At 71.8% G+C, this 18,373-nt stretch carries 19 protein-coding genes and 1 tRNA gene; 9 read left to right on the top strand and 11 right to left on the bottom strand.

Translation table 11 applies throughout. The annotated features are described in order from the left end of the window. Positions 1-147 precede the first annotated feature (147 nt). Positions 148-2,145, top strand: coding sequence for a hybrid sensor histidine kinase/response regulator (locus tag YU1_RS28935; protein ID WP_051356719.1), 1,998 nt, complete (start codon positions 148-150; stop codon positions 2,143-2,145). Between the two features lie 9 nt (positions 2,146-2,154). Here the strand turns inward: YU1_RS28935 and YU1_RS0110290 are convergent, their stop codons facing one another. Further along, the gene (locus tag YU1_RS0110290) at positions 2,155-2,523 is read right to left on the bottom strand and encodes a winged helix-turn-helix transcriptional regulator (protein WP_029003990.1); all 369 of its coding nucleotides are present in this window, start codon (positions 2,521-2,523) and stop codon (positions 2,155-2,157) included. A 143-nt stretch (positions 2,524-2,666) separates the two neighbouring features. On the opposite strand from YU1_RS0110290, the gene YU1_RS0110285 reads away from it, so the two are divergent. Beyond that, entirely contained in the window at positions 2,667-3,344 is a 678-nt protein-coding gene (locus tag YU1_RS0110285) for an FMN-dependent NADH-azoreductase (protein ID WP_029003989.1), read from the top strand. A 221-nt stretch (positions 3,345-3,565) separates the two neighbouring features. Here the strand turns inward: YU1_RS0110285 and YU1_RS0110280 are convergent, their stop codons facing one another. From YU1_RS0110280 to YU1_RS0110270, 3 genes are all read right to left on the bottom strand, one after another. Continuing rightward, positions 3,566-3,898 carry a hypothetical protein gene (locus YU1_RS0110280; protein ID WP_029003988.1) on the bottom strand — a complete coding sequence of 111 codons (333 nt, stop codon included), beginning with the start codon at positions 3,896-3,898 and terminating at the stop codon, positions 3,566-3,568. A gap of 5 nt (positions 3,899-3,903) precedes the next feature. After that, complete coding sequence (locus YU1_RS0110275; protein ID WP_029003987.1) at positions 3,904-4,197, bottom strand: glycine zipper domain-containing protein; 294 nt, start codon at positions 4,195-4,197, stop codon at positions 3,904-3,906. Between the two features lie 117 nt (positions 4,198-4,314). Beyond that, entirely contained in the window at positions 4,315-5,118 is an 804-nt protein-coding gene (locus tag YU1_RS0110270) for a response regulator (RefSeq protein ID WP_029003986.1), read from the bottom strand. Positions 5,119-5,361: 243 nt separating this feature from the next. Between YU1_RS0110270 and YU1_RS0110265 the strand changes: the two genes are divergently transcribed. Then, on the top strand, positions 5,362-7,089 hold the full coding sequence (locus YU1_RS0110265) for a sensor histidine kinase (protein WP_029003985.1): 1,728 nt from the start codon (positions 5,362-5,364) through the stop codon (positions 7,087-7,089). Positions 7,090-7,107: 18 nt separating this feature from the next. Here the strand turns inward: YU1_RS0110265 and bioB are convergent, their stop codons facing one another. The 4 genes from bioB to YU1_RS0110245 form a co-directional block, all read right to left on the bottom strand. After that, positions 7,108-8,079 carry a biotin synthase BioB gene (bioB, locus tag YU1_RS0110260; protein ID WP_029003984.1) on the bottom strand — a complete coding sequence of 324 codons (972 nt, stop codon included), beginning with the start codon at positions 8,077-8,079 and terminating at the stop codon, positions 7,108-7,110. After that, positions 8,076-8,639, bottom strand: a complete 564-nt coding sequence (locus YU1_RS0110255; protein ID WP_029003983.1) for a biotin transporter BioY — start codon at positions 8,637-8,639, stop codon at positions 8,076-8,078. Before YU1_RS0110255 ends, bioB begins: the two co-directional genes overlap by 4 nt. A gap of 137 nt (positions 8,640-8,776) precedes the next feature. Beyond that, a complete protein-coding gene (locus YU1_RS0110250; RefSeq protein WP_029003982.1) occupies positions 8,777-9,445 on the bottom strand; it encodes a GntR family transcriptional regulator in 669 nt (222 codons plus the stop codon). A 106-nt stretch (positions 9,446-9,551) separates the two neighbouring features. After that, positions 9,552-10,361, bottom strand: a complete 810-nt coding sequence (locus YU1_RS0110245; protein ID WP_029003981.1) for an SDR family NAD(P)-dependent oxidoreductase — start codon at positions 10,359-10,361, stop codon at positions 9,552-9,554. A gap of 103 nt (positions 10,362-10,464) precedes the next feature. Here YU1_RS0110245 and YU1_RS0110240 point away from each other — a divergent pair, with 103 nt between their 5' ends. Further along, entirely contained in the window at positions 10,465-10,992 is a 528-nt protein-coding gene (locus tag YU1_RS0110240) for a MarR family winged helix-turn-helix transcriptional regulator (protein ID WP_035714896.1), read from the top strand. Positions 10,993-11,053: 61 nt separating this feature from the next. On the opposite strand, the gene YU1_RS0110235 is transcribed toward YU1_RS0110240, so the two are convergent. Both YU1_RS0110235 and YU1_RS0110230 read right to left on the bottom strand, forming a co-directional pair. Further along, positions 11,054-11,140 (bottom strand) — tRNA-Leu (locus tag YU1_RS0110235). 161 nt (positions 11,141-11,301) lie between these two features. Then, positions 11,302-11,661 carry a hypothetical protein gene (locus tag YU1_RS0110230; RefSeq protein WP_029003979.1) on the bottom strand — a complete coding sequence of 120 codons (360 nt, stop codon included), beginning with the start codon at positions 11,659-11,661 and terminating at the stop codon, positions 11,302-11,304. A gap of 129 nt (positions 11,662-11,790) precedes the next feature. On the opposite strand from YU1_RS0110230, the gene YU1_RS31925 reads away from it, so the two are divergent. Continuing rightward, positions 11,791-12,957, top strand: a complete 1,167-nt coding sequence (locus YU1_RS31925; protein WP_051356717.1) for a glycosyltransferase — start codon at positions 11,791-11,793, stop codon at positions 12,955-12,957. A gap of 63 nt (positions 12,958-13,020) precedes the next feature. Here YU1_RS31925 and YU1_RS28925 read toward each other — a convergent pair whose 3' ends face one another. Beyond that, positions 13,021-13,794: a MarR family winged helix-turn-helix transcriptional regulator gene (locus YU1_RS28925; protein ID WP_245263286.1), complete on the bottom strand. Its 774-nt coding sequence runs from the start codon at positions 13,792-13,794 to the stop codon at positions 13,021-13,023. 108 nt (positions 13,795-13,902) lie between these two features. Here YU1_RS28925 and YU1_RS0110215 point away from each other — a divergent pair, with 108 nt between their 5' ends. The 4 genes from YU1_RS0110215 (at position 13,903) to YU1_RS0110200 (ending at position 18,324) form a co-directional block, all read left to right on the top strand. Beyond that, positions 13,903-14,418 (top strand): flavin reductase family protein, encoded by a 516-nt coding sequence (locus tag YU1_RS0110215; RefSeq protein ID WP_029003978.1) that lies wholly within the window; start codon positions 13,903-13,905, stop codon positions 14,416-14,418. A gap of 71 nt (positions 14,419-14,489) precedes the next feature. Continuing rightward, positions 14,490-15,968, top strand: coding sequence for a 4-hydroxyphenylacetate 3-hydroxylase family protein (locus tag YU1_RS0110210; RefSeq protein WP_029003977.1), 1,479 nt, complete (start codon positions 14,490-14,492; stop codon positions 15,966-15,968). A gap of 99 nt (positions 15,969-16,067) precedes the next feature. Further along, positions 16,068-16,448, top strand: a complete 381-nt coding sequence (locus YU1_RS0110205) for a cupin domain-containing protein (RefSeq protein WP_029003976.1) — start codon at positions 16,068-16,070, stop codon at positions 16,446-16,448. A 526-nt stretch (positions 16,449-16,974) separates the two neighbouring features. After that, positions 16,975-18,324: an amidase gene (locus YU1_RS0110200; RefSeq protein ID WP_029003975.1), complete on the top strand. Its 1,350-nt coding sequence runs from the start codon at positions 16,975-16,977 to the stop codon at positions 18,322-18,324. Positions 18,325-18,373 lie beyond the last annotated feature (49 nt).

Genomic DNA, 18,373 nt, shown 5'->3' with positions numbered 1-18,373 from the left:
CGTCGCCGGGACCGCGTTGAACACCGCCGGCAGACCCGCGCGCCGATGCGGCGTCGCCCGGCATCGCCTACGCCCTTCCTTGCCGCCTGGGCTTCGGTGCCGTCGCCGGCCACGGAGCTTGGGCCCGCCCAGCGAGCCGAGAGAGCCTTGCCCGACAGCGCGCTGCGTTTCTCCCATTTGGCCGAGGCCCTGCCGCAGATGGTCTGGACGGCCGGCGCCGACGGGCAGGCGGACTATTTCAATGCCCGCTGGCAGGAATTCACCGGCGCGTCGGAACAGATCCGGTGCTGGGACGCCTATCTCCATCCCGAGGACCGCGATGCCGCGTTCGGCGCGTGGGAGGCGGCCCTGAAGGGCGGCGATCCGTTCAGCGCCGAGGCTCGCCTGCGCGGCAGCGAGGCCTATCGCTGGTTCCTGTGCCGGGCGGTGCCGGTGCGCGACGGGGACGGCGCCGTGGCGCGCTGGTTCGGCTCCTGCACCGACATCTCCGACATCATGGAGGCGCGCGAGACCCTGGCGCGCTCGCGCGAACAACTGGAGGCCCTGGTGGCGCAGCGCACCGCCGAGCTGGCGCAGGCCAATGCCCGCCTCCAGGCCGAGATCGACCAGCGCATCGCCACCGAGGTCCAGCTCCGCCACGCCCAGAAGATGGAGGTGGTGGGCCAGCTCACCGGCGGCATCGCGCATGATTTCAACAATCTGCTGACCATCATCCTGGGCAATCTGGAGGCCGCCGAGCGGCGGCTGCTGCCGCAGCAGGGCGAGGTGGCGGGCTTTCTCGACCATTCCCGCCAGGGCGTGCTGCGCGCCGCCACCCTGACCCGGCGGCTGCTGGCCTTCTCCCGCCGCCAGCCGCTCGACCCCCGGCCCGTCGACATGAACCGGCTGGTGGAGGGCATGTGCGAGCTGCTGCGCCGGACGCTGGGCCCGCGCGTCGAGGTGCGCATGGTGCTCGATCCCGCGCTGTGGCAGGCCGAGGTGGATGCGGGGCAGCTGGAGAGCGCGTTGCTCAATCTGGCCGTGAACGCGCGCGACGCCATGCCGGCCGGCGGGCGACTGACCATCGAGACCGCCAACGTCCATCTGGACGAGGACTATGCCCAAGCCCACGGCGAGGTGGTGCCGGGACCCTATGCGGCGGTGTGCGTCAGCGACAATGGCGAGGGCATGAGCGCGGACGCCCGCAGCCGGGCCTTCGATCCGTTCTTCACCACCAAGGCGAGCGGGGAGGGCGCGGGGCTCGGCCTCAGCCAGGTCTATGGCTTCGTGAAGCAGACCGGCGGCCACATCAAGATCTACAGCGAGGTGGGGGCCGGCACGTCGGTCAAGCTCTACCTGCCCAAGGTCGGCGGGGCGCGGGAGGCGCAGGAGGAGATGCCCGGCGCGCCCGGCACCCGGCGCCCGGCGGTGCTGGTGGTGGACGACGAGGGCGCGGTGCGCGCCCATACGGCCGGCCTGCTGGAGGCGCAGGGCTACGAGGTGCAGGAGGCGGCCGCCGCCGAGGCGGCCCTCGACATGCTGCGCGGCGGCGCGGGGGTGGACCTGCTGCTGACCGATCTGTTCCTGGGCGGCGGCGCGGACGGGCGGGACCTGGCCGACGAGGCCCGCCGGCTGCGCCCCGGCCTCAGGGTGCTCTACACGACGGCGTTCGCCCGTCATGCAATCGTCCATAATGGGGCGCTTGATGCACAGGCCCCTGTGCTGACAAAGCCCTTCACCCCTCTGGAACTCGCGGGAAAGGTGAGACACGTGTTGGAGCAACCGGAGCCGCGCGGCACCGCCCTTCTGGTGGAAGACGAGCCGTTCGTCGCCATGGTGGCGCGCCAGATCCTTGAGGACGAGGGGTTCGACGTGGCGGTGGCCAGCACCGCCGGCGGCGCTCTCTCCTACATGGAGCGCGACGGCGCGGGGCTGGTGATGGCGGTGGTCGATCTCGGCCTGCCGGACATGCCCGGCAACGAACTGGTCGAGCGCCTCGTCAGCCGGCGCGCCGACCTGCCCATCATGATCGCCAGCGGCTATGGCCGGGCCGAGTTGCAGAGCCTGTTCGGCGAGCATGAGCGCCTGGCGCTGCTGCCCAAGCCGTACGACGTGTCGGCCCTGCGGCGCGCCCTGCGCGAGCTGGGCTTCGCGGCGGAGGACTGACGCGCCCGCTCAGGCGCGGCGGTCGAAATCCTGGCGGCAGGCGTCGATGCCGGCCCGGTTGGCATGGGCCCAGGTCATCAGCGCGTGCAGCGGCTCGATCAGCGAGCGCCCGCGCGGGGTCAGCTCGTACTCCACCCGTGGCGGGATGGTGGGATAGACCGTGCGGCTGACGAGGCCGTCCCGCTCCAGCCCCTTCAGCGTCAGGGTCAGCATGCGCTGCGAGACACCGCCCACCTGGCGGAAGATCTCGCTGTAGCGCATCCGGCCCTTCGACAGCGCGCCCACCACCATCACCGTCCATTTGTCGCCGATGCGGGTGAGCACGTCGGCCACCGCGCGGCATTCCGAATGGTCCGGCGGGGCCGCGCGAACATCCATGTGCGCATCGCTCAAAATAGTGCCTCCTTGTGCGTTTTCGGGCGCCATGCATTTTAGCGCAACGAACAAAAAGTTCCCAACGGCAAATATGAAAGCCCAGTCGCGGGAACGGTTCGCCATGCCCTCATTCCGGAGTTCGTCCCATGAACCTCCTGCATATCGATTCCAGCATCACTGGCGCGCAGTCGGTCAGCCGCCAGCTTTCCGCCAGCGTCGTCGCGCGCCTCGCCGCGATCACGCCGGGCCTTTCGGTGGTCTACCGGGATCTGGCGGTCGCCCCGGTGCCGCAGCAGTCGCAGGACCTGCTGTTCGCCCGGCTGAAGGCCTCATATGACGCCGGCGCCCTCGCCGGCGAGGTGGCCGAGGGCGTCGCCGCCGCCGTGCGGGGCGGGGCGCAGGTGACCCCGGCGGGGCGGGACGCGGCGGCGCGGGCCGACGTCGTGCTGGAGGAGTTCCTGGCCGCCGACATCGTGGTGGTCGGCGCGCCGATGTACAATTTCGGCCCGCCCAGCCAGTTGAAGGACTGGCTCGACTGCCTGTGCGTGATGGGCAGGACGTTCCGCTATTCGGCCTCGGGCATCGAAGGGCTGGCCGGCGGCAGGAGCGTGATCATCGCCTCGTCGCGCGGCGGCATCTATTCCGCGCCCTCGCCCATGGCCGCGATGGACCACCAGGAGAGCCTTCTCGCCACGGTGTTCGGTTTTCTCGGCGTCCGCGACATTTCCTATGTGCGGGCGGAGGGGGTCAATCTCGGGCCGGAGCAGCGTCAGCGGGCCATTGCCGACGCTTTGGCGGAGGTCGCCGCCCTCAAGGCGGCCTGACGGCGCGCGCGTTCCGCCGCGCCGCGGGTTCTGGGCGCCCTTTCGGGCCGCGCCGGAACGGAGCGGGCGGCCGACGCACCGGAGACCGGGGGGAGGGAGGGGTAGTGCCCGGTGCGCTGGCCGCCCGGCTATCGAACGCCGCCCGGCCGGTGCTGTTCCCTCCGTCCGCCGGCTTATGCGCCTGCCGTCTCCGTCGCCCCGGGCGATGGGGGCGGCGCGCGTCAGCGGCGGCGGCCGGCGAGGACGGCTTGCAGCACGCCCACGCCCGCCGCCACCGCCACGGTGGCCATGGGGTGGCGCTCGGCGAAGCGCGTCACCGCCGACAGGGCGCCGAGCCCCGCCGCCGAGGCGTCGAAGGTCGGGCTGCGGCGGCGCCACAGGGCGATCATGCCGAACAGCGCGGTCAGCACCACGGCGGCGAGCGCGGTGGCGAGGGCCGCCAGCGGCGCGTGGAGCCGGGGCTCCAGCGCGCCGTAGAGGCCGATCGCCAGAAAGACCTCCGCGATCCAGACGAATCCCGCGGCGAGCAACAGGAGGAAGGCGCGGACGGCCATGGCGCTCAGCGCCGCAGCATGAGGTGGCCGAGCAGGGCGCCGACGCCGGCGGCAACCGCGATGGCCGTGAACGGCTGGGACTGGATGCAGGTGCGCAGCGTCTCCGCCTGGCCTTCGGCCCAGTCGGTCATTTCCCCGGCGGCGGCTTCGGCCTCATTGGCCGCGCCCTTGACGCTGTGCTTGGCGGTGGTTCCGAGCGTCTCCACCAGCTTGGCGAAATCCACCCGCAGTTGCTCGAGGTCGGCGCGCACGTCGGCGAGGCTGGGTTCGCTTGCCACGGGGTCCGGCTTGTCCACCATGTTCAGTCTCCGCTGTGTGTGAGAGGCATGCCCGATGGGGCGGGGCATGCCTCTCAAACGTCCTGCGGAGCGGTAAGTTCCAGCTAAGCCCACGCTGTCCGCCGGTTTCGGCCGGCCTCAGGCGATGCGGGCGGACGGGGCGGCGGCGGCCGCCGCCTCCGCCTTGCTCTGGTGGAAGAACAGCGCCTGGGCGATGGTGGCCTTCACCGTCTCGCTCAGGAACGGCTTGGTGATGAGATAGGTCGGCTCCGGCCGCTCGCCGGTGAGCAGGCGGTCCGGGAAGGCGGTGATGAAGATCACCGGCACGTCGAAGGTCTGGAGGATGTCGGTCACCGCATCGATGCCGGACGAGCCGTCCGCCAATTGGATGTCCGCCAGCACGAGGCCGAAGTCGCCGTGCCGCGCCAGCTCCACCGCCTTGGTGTGGGTGGGGGCGACGCCGACGATCTCGTGCCCGAGCTCCGACACCAGGGTCTTGAGGTCGAGCGCGATCACCCACTCGTCCTCGATGATGAGGACGCGGGTGGCGAGCTGCTGGTCGATCTCCGCCTGGGCGGCGATCACCTGGGCTTCCACCTCGTCCACCCCGACGCAGAGGATGGAGGCGGTTTCCGCGAAGGAAAAGCCCTCCATGGCGGTGAGCAGCAGCGCCACGCGGGAGCCGACGTTCAACTGCTGGAGCCGCTGGTCGGCGGCGCTGCCCGCGCCGGCATCGGGCACCGGGCGCCGGCCCCACACCTGATGGAAGGCGCGGTAGAGCGCGACGCGGGAGGACACGTTGGGATCGACGCTCACGCCGCCGTCCAGCACGGCCTGGAGCGTGTCGCGCACGAGGCCGTCGCCGGCCTTCTGCGAACCGAGGAGCGCGCGGGCGTAACGACGGAGAAACGGAAGCTGCTTGATAAGCTGTTGCTGTGGCATGCTGTGACTTCGCCTCGACAGGTCGCTTACAACGCGCCGCGGGGAAGAAAGTTCCCCACCAAAGGAACAGGAAAGCGGCTGCCGGCATTATACCCTGCGCGTCTTCCGGGCACAGCCCATTCAAGCGGGAGATCGCGACGGCGGACCGGGAGGCGCGGCACCTGCCGCGGAGGGCGGCACCCTGCCCGGGGCGGGGCAGGTTGGGGGGTGGCCCGCGTGTTTCGGGCCGAACGGGAGCAGTGAATGTCGTCGCGGCAACGGGAAGCGGTCGAGGCGTGGCGGAGGGAGCGCGCCAGCATCTTCGCATCGGCCCTCGGGCATCCCCGGTCTCTCTTGGACAGTGTCCGGCGGCGGCTGCTCCTGGTCATCCTCATCGCCATCATGCCGATCGCCTCTGCCTGCATGCTGCAAGGCGTGCTGCAATTGCGCCGTGCCGCCGAGGAGACGCAGCAGCGCCTGGTGCAGTCGGCCATCGCCGCCGCCGGCAGCGTGCAGAACGTGTTCGCCGCCGCCGAGAACGTGCTCCAGGCGCTGAAGAACGCCAATGACGTGCGCAATGCCGACACCGACTGCCAGGCGACGCTGGCGGGCGCCAACCTCAGCGTGCTGTTCAGCACCAACATCAGCCTGTTCGGGCCCACCGGCGCGCTGCGCTGCTCGGCGCTGACGCCGAACGACAACGTGGTGGCCGAGCGCGAGTGGTGGCGGGCGGCGGTGCGCGAGAAGGACTTCACCCTGAGCGCGCGCATGCTCAGCACGGTGACGCGTGGCGAGATCCTGATCGGCACGCTGCCCCTGTTCGGCGCCGACGGCGCCTTCGACGGCGCGCTCGCCATCGGCATCAACGGCCAGTGGCTGGACAACCTGCTCAAGCGCGAGATGGCGCCCACCGCCGGCATCATCGCGCTGCTGGATGCCTCCGGCCGCGAGGTGGCCTCCAATGCCAGCACCGCCAGCCGGCGGATGTTCTCGGGCCGCGACCTGTCCACCTTCGCCGGCGAACTGGGCGAGGCGCGCGACGATGCGGGCACGGTGTGGACCTTCGCCGTGGCGCCGCTGGAGCGGCACGGGCTGATGGTGGCCATCGCCCGGCCGAAGGACGAGCTGTTCCGCTGGACCACCGTGCACGTGATGATCAGCTTCGTCCTGCCGGTGGTAATGGTGATTTTCACGCTGGTGGCCATCTGGCTGGCCACCGACCGCATCGTGCTGCAATGGCTGCTCTACATGCGCCGGGTGACGGCGGTCTATGCCCAGGGCCATTACGGCTTCCGCCCCACCCGCATGCACCAGGCGCCGAGCGAGTTCCGCGTGCTCGGCCACGCCATCGAGGACATGGCGCTGGCGGTGCGCGAGCGCGACGCCAGGCTGCGCGACAATCTGGCGGAGAAGACCGCGCTGGTGCGCGAGATCCACCACCGCATCAAGAACAGCCTCCAGGTGGTGGTGTCGCTGCTCAGCCTCTACGGCTCGGGCGTCGCGCCCGGCGACGACCGCCGGCGGTTCGAGCAATTGCGGGTGCGGGTGAACACCCTCGCCGTGGTCCACCGCATCTTCTACGAGGCGAGCGAGGGCTCGCAGGTGCGGGTGCACGAATTGCTGCGCGAGATGGTGGTGCTGCTGGAGGGCGCCGCCGACCGCAACGTCGCCGTGGCGGTGGAGGCGGAGGACTTCACCCTGCCGACCGATTTCGCCGTGCCGCTGGCGCTCATGGTCACCGAGATCGTCATGGGCATGGCGCGCCCGAACGCCGGCCCGCCGGTGCGCCTCCAGCTCACCTGCGCCCTGGAAGGCGCGGCGTTCGTCATCACCATCCTCGCCTCCGAGCCGGCCGAGGGCCGCCTCGACGAGGGGCGGGCGGACCTCGCGCACGGCTTCGCCCGCCAGCTCGGCGGCTCCATCGAGACCAAGGACGGCGCCGACGGCGCCGTCATCAGGGTCGCCTTCCCGGCGCGCAAGTCCGCGGGCTGATCCGCCGGCCGGGCGGGCTCAGGCTGGCGCCGCCGCGCGCGGCGTCACCGCCTCCAGCCGGAGGCCGAGCCGCGCCATCAGCCGGACGTCGGCCTCGCGCGCCGGATTGCCGGTGGTCAGCAGCATGTCGCCGGTGAAGATGGAATTGGCCCCGGCCAGGAAGCACAGCGCCTGCGCCTCGTCGCTCAGGGCATGGCGACCGGCGGACAGGCGCACCACGCTCGCCGGCATCAGGATGCGCGCCACCGCCACCAGGCGGGCGAAGGCGACGGGGTCCACCTTCTCCTGCATCGCCGCCACCGGCGTGCCCGCGATCTCGTTCCACATGTTGAGCGGCACGCTCTCCGGCGGCGGATCGAGATTGGCCAGCAGCACCAGCATGGCGAGCCGGTCCGCCACGCTCTCGCCCATGCCGACGATGCCGCCGGAGCAGACCTTCACCCCGCCGGCCCGCACATGGGCCAGGGTCTCCAGCCGGTCGTCCAGGGTCCGCGTGGTGGCGATGCGCGGGTAGAAGGCGGGCGAGGTGTCCACATTGTGGTTGTAGTAATCGAGCCCGGCGCCGGCGAGGGCGGCCACCTGCGCCGGCGTCAGCATGCCCAGCGTGACGCAGGCCTCCAGGCCCAGCGCCTTCACCCCGGCGATCATGGCGCACACCTGATCCATGTCGCGCGCCTTCGGGCCGCGCCACGCCGCCCCCATGCAGAAGCGCGTCGCCCCGCCGGCCTTGGCGCGGGCCGCCTCCGCCAGCACATTGTCCACCTCCATCAGCTTGGTGGCGGCGACCCCGGTCTTGTGGTGGGCGCTCTGCGAGCAGTAGCCGCAATCCTCCGGGCAGCCGCCGGTCTTGATGCTGACGAGGCTCGCCGCCTCAACGGCGCAAGGGTCGAACCGCGCCCGGTGCACGCCCTGGGCGCGGAACATCAGCTCCGGCAGCGGGGCGTCGTAGAGCGCCTGCGCCGCGTCCTGGGTCCAGCGGGCGGGCGTCACCGGCCGGCCTCCGCGCGCGGCGGGACGCAGCAGGACAGCACGGCGACGCAGGCGATCTTGACCAGGTCGCCGAGGATGAAGGGGGCAAATCCCTGGGCCAGCAGCGCGCGGGCGGGGACGTAAACGGCCAGCCAGGCGAGGCCGAGGGCATAGACCAATGCCAGCCCCGCCAGCATGGCGCCGGTGCGGCCGACGACGCCGCGCCCGGCGGCGAGGCGGCTGGTGAGGGCCATGGCGGCGAGATAGCCGGCGAGGTAGCCGCCGGTGGGCCCGGCCATGTAGGCGAGGCCGACGCCGCGCGCCGGGCTGCCGGCGAAGACGGGCAGGCCGGCGGCGCCGGCGGCGAGATAGGCCAGCATGGCTGCGACCGCGAGGCGCGGCGGGACCGACAGCGCGATGGCCATGACCGCGAGGGTCTGGAGCGTCATCGGCACCGGCCAGAACGGGATCTGCACCTTGGCGCTGAGGGTGAGCGCCAGCGCGCCGCCGAGCACCAGGGCGGCCTGCGCGGCCAGGGGGAGGGAGCGGGCGGCGGCGCCGGGCGCGTGGGGAGACGTCATCGGAACTCCTAAATTATAGATAATTCAAAATCTATATCTATAGGAGTCCATAAACCCGGCGCGGGCACAAGCCCCCGGCCCCGGGGATGCCCTGGGCGGGATCAGCCGTCGCCGGCGCCGCGACCGCGCGGGCCGGCTCAGCCGACGATGGCGAAGATGTCGCGGGTCTTGCCGGCCTGCGAGGTCACCGGCTTGCGGCCGATCCACTGCACGTGGGAGGCCAGCGTGGCGCAGGCGGCGTCCACCTGCCCCTGGCGCAGAGCGGCGAGGATGGCGCGGTGGTCGTGGTCGGTGCGCGCCTCCCAGTCGGAGCGCCAGGCGGCGAACAGGAAGCGGGCGCTCGCCGCATGCAGGTCGTCGATGCTGGCGAGCAGGCGCGGCATGGCGCAGGGCGTCAGAATGAGGCGGTGGAAGCGCCGGTTGGCCTCCTCCCAGGAGCGCACGTCGCGGGAATTGTCGCCCGCCTTGGTCGCCTCCTCCGCCGCCTGGAGGATGGCGGGGGTGAGGTTGCGGGCGGCGTGGCGCAGCGCCAGCACCTCCAAGGCGGCGCGCATCTCGGCCACCTCGCGCACCTCGGACAGGTCGAAGGCGGCCACCCGTACGCCGCGCCGCGGCTCGCTCACCGCCAGCCCTTGCGCCTCCAGCCGGCGGAAGGCCTCGCGCACCGGCACATGGCTGGCGCCGAATTCGGCGGCCACATGGTCCTGCCGCAGCCGGGCACCGGGCTCGATGGCCCCGGCGATGATCCGCTCCGCCAGGACGCGGCTGATGCGCACCGCGATCGTGTCTGCCTTCGGCTCTTTCATATTTTATAGATAATCCCGCCCGCCTGGCCTGTCGACGGGCCGGCGGGCGGGCTCCCCGGATTTTGGTGGCCGGGCGCCTGGGGGGGGCGGGCCGCCCGGCCTGCGGTCAGGCGGCGTAGCGCGGGGCAGGCTGGCCGGTCTGCGAGGCGCCGAACACGGTGGCGCGCGCGGTCTCGAACGCCTCCCACAGCGCGGGATCGGCGAGCGAGGGCCAGGTCACGGCCTCGCCGCTGTCGAGGCCGGCGAGGGCGGCGTCCACCATCGCCTCGGTGGTCATGACGATCCTGCTGTCGAGCGCCGCCAGCGGCACGCCCGAGGCATCCCAGATCTCGGTGGCGGTGGCGCCGGGCAGCACCACCTGCACCCGCACGCCGGTCTGCGCCAGCTCGGCCTGGAGGCCCCGGCTGAAGGCCAGGATGAAGGCCTTGCTGCCGCTGTAGACGGAGCTGACCGGCAGGGTGTTGAGCGCGAGCACGGACGCGATGTTGATGAGGGTGCCGGCGTTGCGGGCGACGAAGCCGGGCAGCACGGCCTGGGCGAGGCGGACCGGGGCGGTGATGTTGAGCGCGATCTGGCTCAGCGAATCCGCGAGCGGCGCCTGGGCCAGCGGGGCCAGCCGGGCAAGGCCCGCATTGTTGACCAGCAGCCGGATGCCGGGGTTCGCGGCGAGGACGGCCTCGACCCGGGCGAGATCCGGCTCCTTTTCCAGATCGGCGGCGAGCACCTCCACCTGCGCCCCGTGGGCCTGGGCGAGGGTGGCGGCGAGCGCCTGGAGGCGGTCGGCGCGGCGGGCGACGAGAATGAGGTCATAGCCGCGCGCGGCGAGGCGGTCGGCATAGACCGCGCCGATGCCGGCGGAGGCGCCGGTCACCACGGCGATGGGTTTCTGGGCAGGCTGGGAGGCGGGCGTGGACATGAGCAGTCTCGCTAGAAGTTGAGGGCTCAAACATTGAGTGCTCAAGCATGTAGCGGAAGCCTTGCCCCTTTTCAATCCTACGGTGCTCAACTATTTTAGCCGCATGCCCATTCCGCACCATCCCGATGCCCGGCCGGACGCAGCGGCGGCCGATGCCGTCGACGTGTTCGGCGACCTCGTCTGCACCAACACCTCGCTGCGCCGGGCGGCCCGCCAGCTCGGCCTGCTGTATGACGACGCGGTCGCCCCGCTGGCGCTGAAGGCGACGCAGTTCGGCCTGCTGGCGCAGATCCACAATCTCGGCGGCGCGGATGGCCCGACGCTCCAGGCGCTGGCGGACCGCCTCGCCATCCGCATCTCGGCGCTGACGCATGCACTGCGCCCGCTGCTGCGGGACGGGCTGGTGGAACTGCGGCCCGACGCCCACGACCGGCGCACCAAGCATGCGGCGCTGACGCCGCTGGGCGCCCGCCGGCTGGAGGAGGGCGTGGCGCTGTGGGCGGCGGCCAACAGCCGGGTGGAACTGGTGCTCGGCCCGGCCGCCGGCCAGCTGCGGGCCCTGGCGGATCTGGTCTCGTCGCGGGATTTCTTCGACGCCTACAAGGCCGGGCGGCCGGTGGGCGGCGCCTGAGCCGGCGCCACGAAGATCGCGTCCCGAAGACGGGTGCAACGCAGGCTGGGGCGGGGAAGAATGGTGCGGGTGGTCGGACTCGAACCGACACTCTGTCACCAGAAACGGATTTTGAGTCCGTCGCGTCTACCGGTTCCGCCACACCCGCACGGTGCAGGCCCCTTCAGGGGCCGGGACAGAACGCCTCCTATAGGACACCCGCGCGGGGAACTCCAGACCCGGCCCCGCCCGCGCCCGGCTGCCCACATCTTCTCGCGTGGAGACCGGCCGGAAGGGCCGGCGCGAGGGGCAGTCTCCGCTAAGCGGCGGTCAGCTTTTCGGCGCGAACAGCGACGGCTGCGGCAGCACCGGCAGCTTGGGGGTGAGCGTGGTGCACTCCTTCAGCGTCTTGTCGACCTGCACCGCCACGTGCAGCATTCCGGTGCTGGGATCGCAGACCCACTCGCTCACCCCGTCCGGCAGGCACATGATCGCCCGCTCCCGCCCGTCCGGCGCGGTGGACAGCTTGAACGCCTTGTTCGTCTGCCAGTCGGGATGCATGCCGCCATAGGCGGCGTGGCACTGCGCCGCCGAGGTCACCGGCTTCTGGTAGAAGGTCAGGTCGTCCGCCCGGGCCGCAGGCAGGCCGAGCCCGCCGAGCAGCGCCAGGATTGCGAGGCGCGTCTTCATGCCGATGTCCCCCAATTGTCCGCGAAGCCGCAGTGCCCCGGCACCCTAACCGGGCTCGCGGCGGCCCGCAGCGGGGCGTCCGGCCGCACCTAGGCGCCGCAGGCGGGCGCGGCTGCGCTATAAGGGGGCATGACACCGCTCGCCGCCCGCCCGCCTGCCACGCGCCCGCTCGTGGCCCACATCATTCCCTGGACCAATCTGGCCGGGACGGAACTGGCCACGGTGCGCCTCGCCGAGGCGGCGCGGGCGGCGGGCTACGACAATGTGCTCTATCTGCCCGATACGCCGGAGGCGGCGCGGCTCGACGCCCTGTGCGCGGACCGGGGGCTCGCCACCGCCCGCTTCGCCCAGCCGGAGATCCGCCTGCGCCGGCCCTGGCCGTTCCTGCGCAACACCTTCGCGCTCGCCGCCGACTTCCGCCGCCGGGGGGTGCGCATCGTCCATGCGGGGGAGGTGCTGGGGGCCTATTTCACCGCGCTCGCCGGGCGCCTCGCCGGGGCGCGGGTGGTCTGCCACGTGCGCGCCGACCATCCCCGGCTGACCGACACCGACCGCCTGCTGCTGCGCCCGGTGGAGCATTATCTCTACGTCTCCGCCAGCGCCGCCCGGCACCAGGACTTCCCGGTGCGGCCGGGGCGGGGCGAGGTGCTCTACGACGCCGCCCCGCCCGCCCCGCCGACGGTGCCGCGCGGCGCGGCGCGGGCGCATTACGGACTGCCGGAAGAGGCGGTGGTGTTCGGCATGCCGGCGCGCGTCAGCCACCAGAAGGACCACGCGACGCTGATCCGCGCGGCGGCGCAGGTGATGCGGACGCGGCCGGACGTGCATGTGCTGGTGGTGGGCGATACCGACGTGGACGCCGCCCACCGGGCGCAGTTCGCAGTGCTGTCCGACCTGCTGCGCGAGACCGGCGCCGGGGCGCATGTGCATTTCGCCGGCTTCGAGGGCGAGATGGGCCGCTTCTACGCCGCCATCGACGCCCTCGTGCTCGCCACCCATACGGAGGGTTTCCCGCTGGTGCTGCTGGAGGCCATGAGCGCCGACCTGCCGGTGGTGGCGACCGACGTGGGCGGCATTCCCGAGGCGGTGGCGGATGGGGAGACCGGCCTCCTCGTGCCGCATGAGGACGCCCCCGCGCTCGCCGCCGCGATGCTGCGCCTCGCCGCCGATCCGGCGCTGCGGGCGGCCATGGGCGCGGCGGGCCGGCGGCGCTCCGATGCCCGGTTCGGCCTGCCCCGCTTCCAGCGCGAGCTCGCCGCCGTCTATGCCCGCATGCTGGGAACGGCGGAGCGCTGAGGCGCCGCTCAATCCCACGGGGCGCGTGGGCAAGCCGCTTGACGTCGGCCGGAGGCCGGCCTCTCAGTCCCGCGCCGGCGCGGGCGTGCTGCCGAGGCTGCCGTCGGGGGCGAGATATTCCAGCAGCTTGAGGGTGCGGTCGCCGGTGGTGACGAGGCGCGAGACGATGGACCGCAGCGCGTGGAACTCGTCCGCCGTCAGGCAGTCGAACAGCGTGTCGTTGGCCGGGCGCTGCACCGTGGTCAGCTCGTCCAGCAGGCGGCCGGCCTTCTCGGTGATGGTCAGCAGCACCCGCCGGCGGTCCTCCGGATTGACCTCCTTCGATACCAGCTCGGCCGCCACCAGCTTGTTCACCTCGATGGTGACGAAGGCGCCGGACAGGTGCAGGTGCTCGGCCAGCAGGTTCACGCCCACCCCCGCCTCGCGGTCCTGGAGATGGGCGACGGCGACGAGGATGGTGTATTGCGCGCCCGACAGCCCGATCAGCGCGCCGAGGCGGCTGCGCACCTCCTGGATGCGGGCGGCGAAAGCCAGCGTGTCATGCACCAGCTGGCGAAAGGCGCGATCCGATCCGTCCATCATCAACTCCGGCTTGGACACCGTCATCTGCCGCCGCTGCGCCAGCGCCGGCGGTTCCTGGCGGGCCTGGGCGGCCATTTCCGGGGCGCCCTTCGCCCCCCGGGCCCTGCCTTCCGGCCCGGCGCCCGCGCGGGCCTTGGCGGCGGGCGCGGCGCCGCGCTGCGGGGGCTTCTCCGCGCCGCCGGTCGCCCCGCCGGTCGCCCTGGTGGAGCCCTGGCCCCCGGTGCCGCGCTTCGGTGTTTTGCCGGATTCGTTCACGAAAACCGCCTTGACGAGAGTTCGATAGTAATATTAGCTTTGAAACAAAGGTAAATGGCGTCCGCAGCCGCGTGTCCGGCCGCGCCAAACACATCCACAGGCCCTATGATGAACGACGCAACGTCAGTCCCGTTCGATCTCCGGGCGTTCCGCCAGGCGCTCGGCCATTTCGCCACCGGGGTCGCGGTGGTGACCGCGCGGGCCGATGACGGGGAAGTGGTGGGCATGACCATGAGCTCGTTCAATTCGGTCTCGCTCGATCCTCCGCTCGTCCTGTTCAGCGTGGCGCGCAACGCCCACAGCCTGCCGGCCATGCTGGCGGCGCGCGGCTATGGCGTCAACGTGCTGGCCCGCGATCAGGAGCATCTGTCCAACCGCTTCGCCAAGGCGCTGGAGGACAAGTGGTCCGACGTGGACCACGTGCCTGGCCACGCGGCCGCCCCGCTGCTGACCGGGGCGCTGGCCCATTTCGAATGCGCGCCCTACGCGCACCACGACGGCGGCGACCACGTCATCTTCCTCGCCCGCGTCGTCCGCTTCGCCAATCGCGCGGAGGCGGCGCCGCTGATCTTCTTCCGTGGACGCTATCACGGCCTTGCCGCCGCCGAGGCGCCGTCAACCTGAAACCGCCGCCCGCGCCGGGCGGCCCTGCCGCCCGTGCCGCCGCCGCACCTGATGCCAGAGGGACGTTTTCGATGATCAAGACCGGCCAACAGCACACCGAGAGCCTGCGCGACGGGCGCCAGATCTTCCTGGACGGCGCCCTGGTCGCGGACGTCACCACCCATCCGGCCTATCGCGGCGCCGTGGCCTCGGTGGCCAAGATGTTCGACTTCCAGAGCGCGCCGGAAAACCGCGACCTGATGACCTTCGAGACCGAGACCGGCACCCGCGCCAACAAGATCTGGCAGTTGCCCAAGAGCTATGAGGAGCTCAAAAGCCGCCGCGCCGGGCTCGAAGCCTGGACCGAGCTGCACGCGGGTTTCCTGGGCCGCGCGCCGGACCACGTCGCCTCCTGCATCGCCGGCATGTACATGGGCCTTGAGGTGTTCGAGGCCTATGACCCGGCCCGCGCCAAGGCGCTGGCGGACTATTACCGCTACGCCCGCGACAACGACCTCTACCTCACCTACGTGATCATCAACCCGCAGGCCGACCGCTCCAAGAGCGCCGCCCAGCAGCAGGACCCGTACCTCTCCGCCGGCATCGTCGACCGCGACGCCGCGGGCATCACGGTGCGCGGCGCCAAGATGCTGGCCACCGGCGGCATCATGGCCAACGAGGTGTTCGTCACCTGCATCCAGCCGCTCCAGCCGGGCGACGAGAAATACGCGCTGTCCTTCGCCATCCCGATGAACACCAAGGGTCTCAAGATCCTGTCGCGCAAGTCCTACGAGGCGGCGAACCCCTCGGTGTTCGACAACCCCTTGTCCAGCCGCTTCGACGAGAATGACGCGGTGCTCTATTTCGACGACGTGAAGGTGCCGTGGGACCGCGTGTTCGCGGTGGACAGCATCGAGATGGTGGCCAAGCAGTTCCACGCCACCCCGGCCCACGTCTACCAGAACTACCAGGCGCAGATCCGCCTGTCGGTGAAGCTGAAGTTCCTGCTGGCCATCGCCCGCCGCACCACCGAGATCAACGGCACCACCGGCTTCCCGCAGGTGCGCGAGACGCTGGGCCAGCTCTCGGCCGAGGTGGCCTCGGTGGAAGCCTTCGTCAACGCCATGGAAGCCAAGGGCACGCAGCGCGGGCCGTATTTCGTGCCCGACCGCAACATGCTCTATGCGGCGCAGACGCTCAGCCAGCAGCTCTACGGCCGGGTGCTCAACACCCTGCGCGAGCTGGCCGGCGGCGGCATGATCATGCTGCCGTCCTCGGTTGAGGACTATGCCAACCCCGAGATCGCCAAGCTTATCAGCAAGACCCAGCAGTCGCCGGCCGCCAGTGCGGAAGAGAAGGTGAAGTTCTACAAGCTCGCCTGGGACGCGGTGGGCTCCGAGTTCGCCTCGCGCCACGCCCAGTACGAGATGTTCTATTCGGGCGCCTCCTTCGTGGTGAAGGGCCATGCCTTCCGCACCTACGACTGGGACGCCGCCAAGGCCATCCTCGACAAGATGCTGGGCTCCTACAGCCTCGCCGACGAGCTTGCGCCGGCCCGCGCGGCCGAATAATCCGGGCCTCGCCCCGCGCCCTCAACCGGCGGCCAAGCCTTGCCGCAGCCCCGCCGGCCTTTCCCCCAGAGCCTACCCGCCCACCGAAGGTCCTGATCCATGGCCATCAACAAAGCCCATGACGAGTTCTACACGCTGGATCTCTCCAGCGGCTGGGAGGTGCCCCCGGGCTATCCCCAGGGCATCCAGCAGAAGATCATCTCCGGCGCGCTGGACGAAAAGAACAAGCGCGGCTCGCGCACCCGCCTGCTGCGCTTCGATCCCGGCGTGTTCACCACCGCCCCGTTCGTGCACGAATATTGGGAAGAGGTGTTCCTGGTCACCGGCGACCTGACCGTGGGCAACGACGAGACCGGCGAGGGCGGCACCGCCTTCCCGCCCTTCACCTATGCCTGCCGCCCGCCGGGCGCCTTCCACGGCCCCTTCAAGTCGGAGAAGGGCTGCATCCTGATGGAAATCCACTATTTCGACCCGGCCTGATCGCGGCGCGTCCTGACCGGCGGCCGTTCGTCCGCCTCCGCCCTCCTCCGCCCGCGCGGGGGAGGGCGGAGCGCGTTCGGGCAGCTGCGTGAGGGCGGCGTTGCGCGCGATTGGGGAGGGGGCGCGAGCTTCTCTCTCCCGCGCAACCGCGCTCCCTCTCCCGCCTGCGGGGGAGGGTTGGGGTGGGGGCGCCGCGCCAGCGGCGGGGATGCGCTATCCCCGTCCCGCCCACGCCCCCCGGACAGCGCGTGAGATATCCGAAGCTGCGCTTCGGCCCCCNCCCNNCCCNCCCCCNCNAGCGGGAGAGGGTTTTCCCGCGCGACGGGGGAGGGGGCGCGCGCTTCTCTCCCGCGCAACCGAACTCCCTCTCCCGCCTGCGGGGGAGGGTTGGGGTGGGCGCGCCGCGCCAGCGGCGAAGCGGCGTCGCCCAGCCCCACCACCGGATGCCCCCGCTGGACATCCGCCCCCGAACCTGAACCCTATCCGCCCGTCCGCCCCCCACCGCCTCCCTGCCCGGATCCCCGCCATGACCGCACCCACCCTCGCCAGCCTCGCCGCGGACCTTGCCGCCGGGCGCACCACCTCGCGCGCGCTGGTGGAGGCGTGCCTCGCCCGCATCGACGATCCCGCCGGCGAGGGCGCCCGCGCCTTCGTCTCGGTGGCGCGCGACCAGGCGCTGGCGGCGGCGGACGGGCAGGACGCCCTGCGCCGGGCGGGCGCCGCGCCTTCGCCCTATGCCGGCATCCCCATCGCCATCAAGGACCTGTTCGACATCGCCGGCGAGGTCACCACCGCCGGCTCCAAGGTGCTGGCGGACAACCCGCCGGCGACCGCCGACGCCACCGCCGTGGCGCGCCTGCGGGCGGCCGGCTTCGTGGTCATCGGCCGCTCCAACATGGTGGAGTTCGCCTATTCCGGCCTCGGCCTCAATCCGCATTACGGCACGCCGAAGAGCCCGTGGAAGCGCGACATCGGCCATGCGCCCGGCGGCTCCACCTCCGGCGGCGCGGTGGCGGTGGCCGACGGCATGGCCCATGCCGCGCTCGGCACCGACACCGGCGGCTCCTGCCGCATCCCGGCCGCCTTCTGCGGCATCACCGGCTACAAGCCCACCGCCCGCCGGGTGCCGCAGGACGGCTGCGTGCCGCTGTCGCAGAGTCTCGATTCCATCGGCCCGCTGGCCCGCTCGGTGGCCTGCTGCGCCGTGCTGGACGCCGTGCTCGCCGGCGCGCCGCCGGCCGCCCCGGAGCCGGCGGCGCTGGCCGGCCTGCGCCTGCTGGTGCCCACCACCGTGGCGCTGGACGGGCTCGACCCGGTGGTCGCGCAGGCGTTCGCTACGGCGGTGGAACAGCTCTCCGCCGCCGGGGCGCGGGTGACCTTCGCCGAGGTGCCGGAATTCGCCGAGGTCGCCAGCATCAACGCCAAGGGCGGCTTCACCGCCGCCGAGAGCTATGCCTGGCATCGCGCCCTGCTGGCGGAGAAGGAGGCGGGCTATGACCCGCGCGTCTCCGTGCGCATCAAGCGCGGCCACCAGCAGGAGGCGGCGGACTATCTGGACGCGGTGGCGGCGCGCGCCGGGCTGATCGCCCGCGCCGGCGCCCGCATCGCCCCGTTCGACGCGCTGCTGCTGCCCTCCGTCGCCATCCTGCCGCCGGAGATCGCCCCGCTGGAAGTCGACGACGAGGCCTATGCCGGCGCCAACATCCTCGCCTTGCGCAACGCCACCTTGATCAACATGATCGACGGCTGCGCCATTTCGCTGCCGATCCGCGCCCCGGGCGATGCGCCGGTGGGCCTGATGGTGGCGGCGGCGGGCGGCATGGATGCAGGATTGTTCGCCATTGCGGCGGGAATTGAACGCCATCTTGGAGGCTGATCCGACGAACGGACGCTTCCAATTCCGCGCCGGGACGGCCATAGAGTGC

It is taken from the genome of Azorhizobium doebereinerae UFLA1-100 (assembly GCF_000473085.1).
Classification (GTDB): Bacteria; Pseudomonadota; Alphaproteobacteria; order Rhizobiales; family Xanthobacteraceae; genus Azorhizobium; species Azorhizobium doebereinerae.
This window is presented reverse-complemented; position numbering and strand designations above follow the sequence as displayed.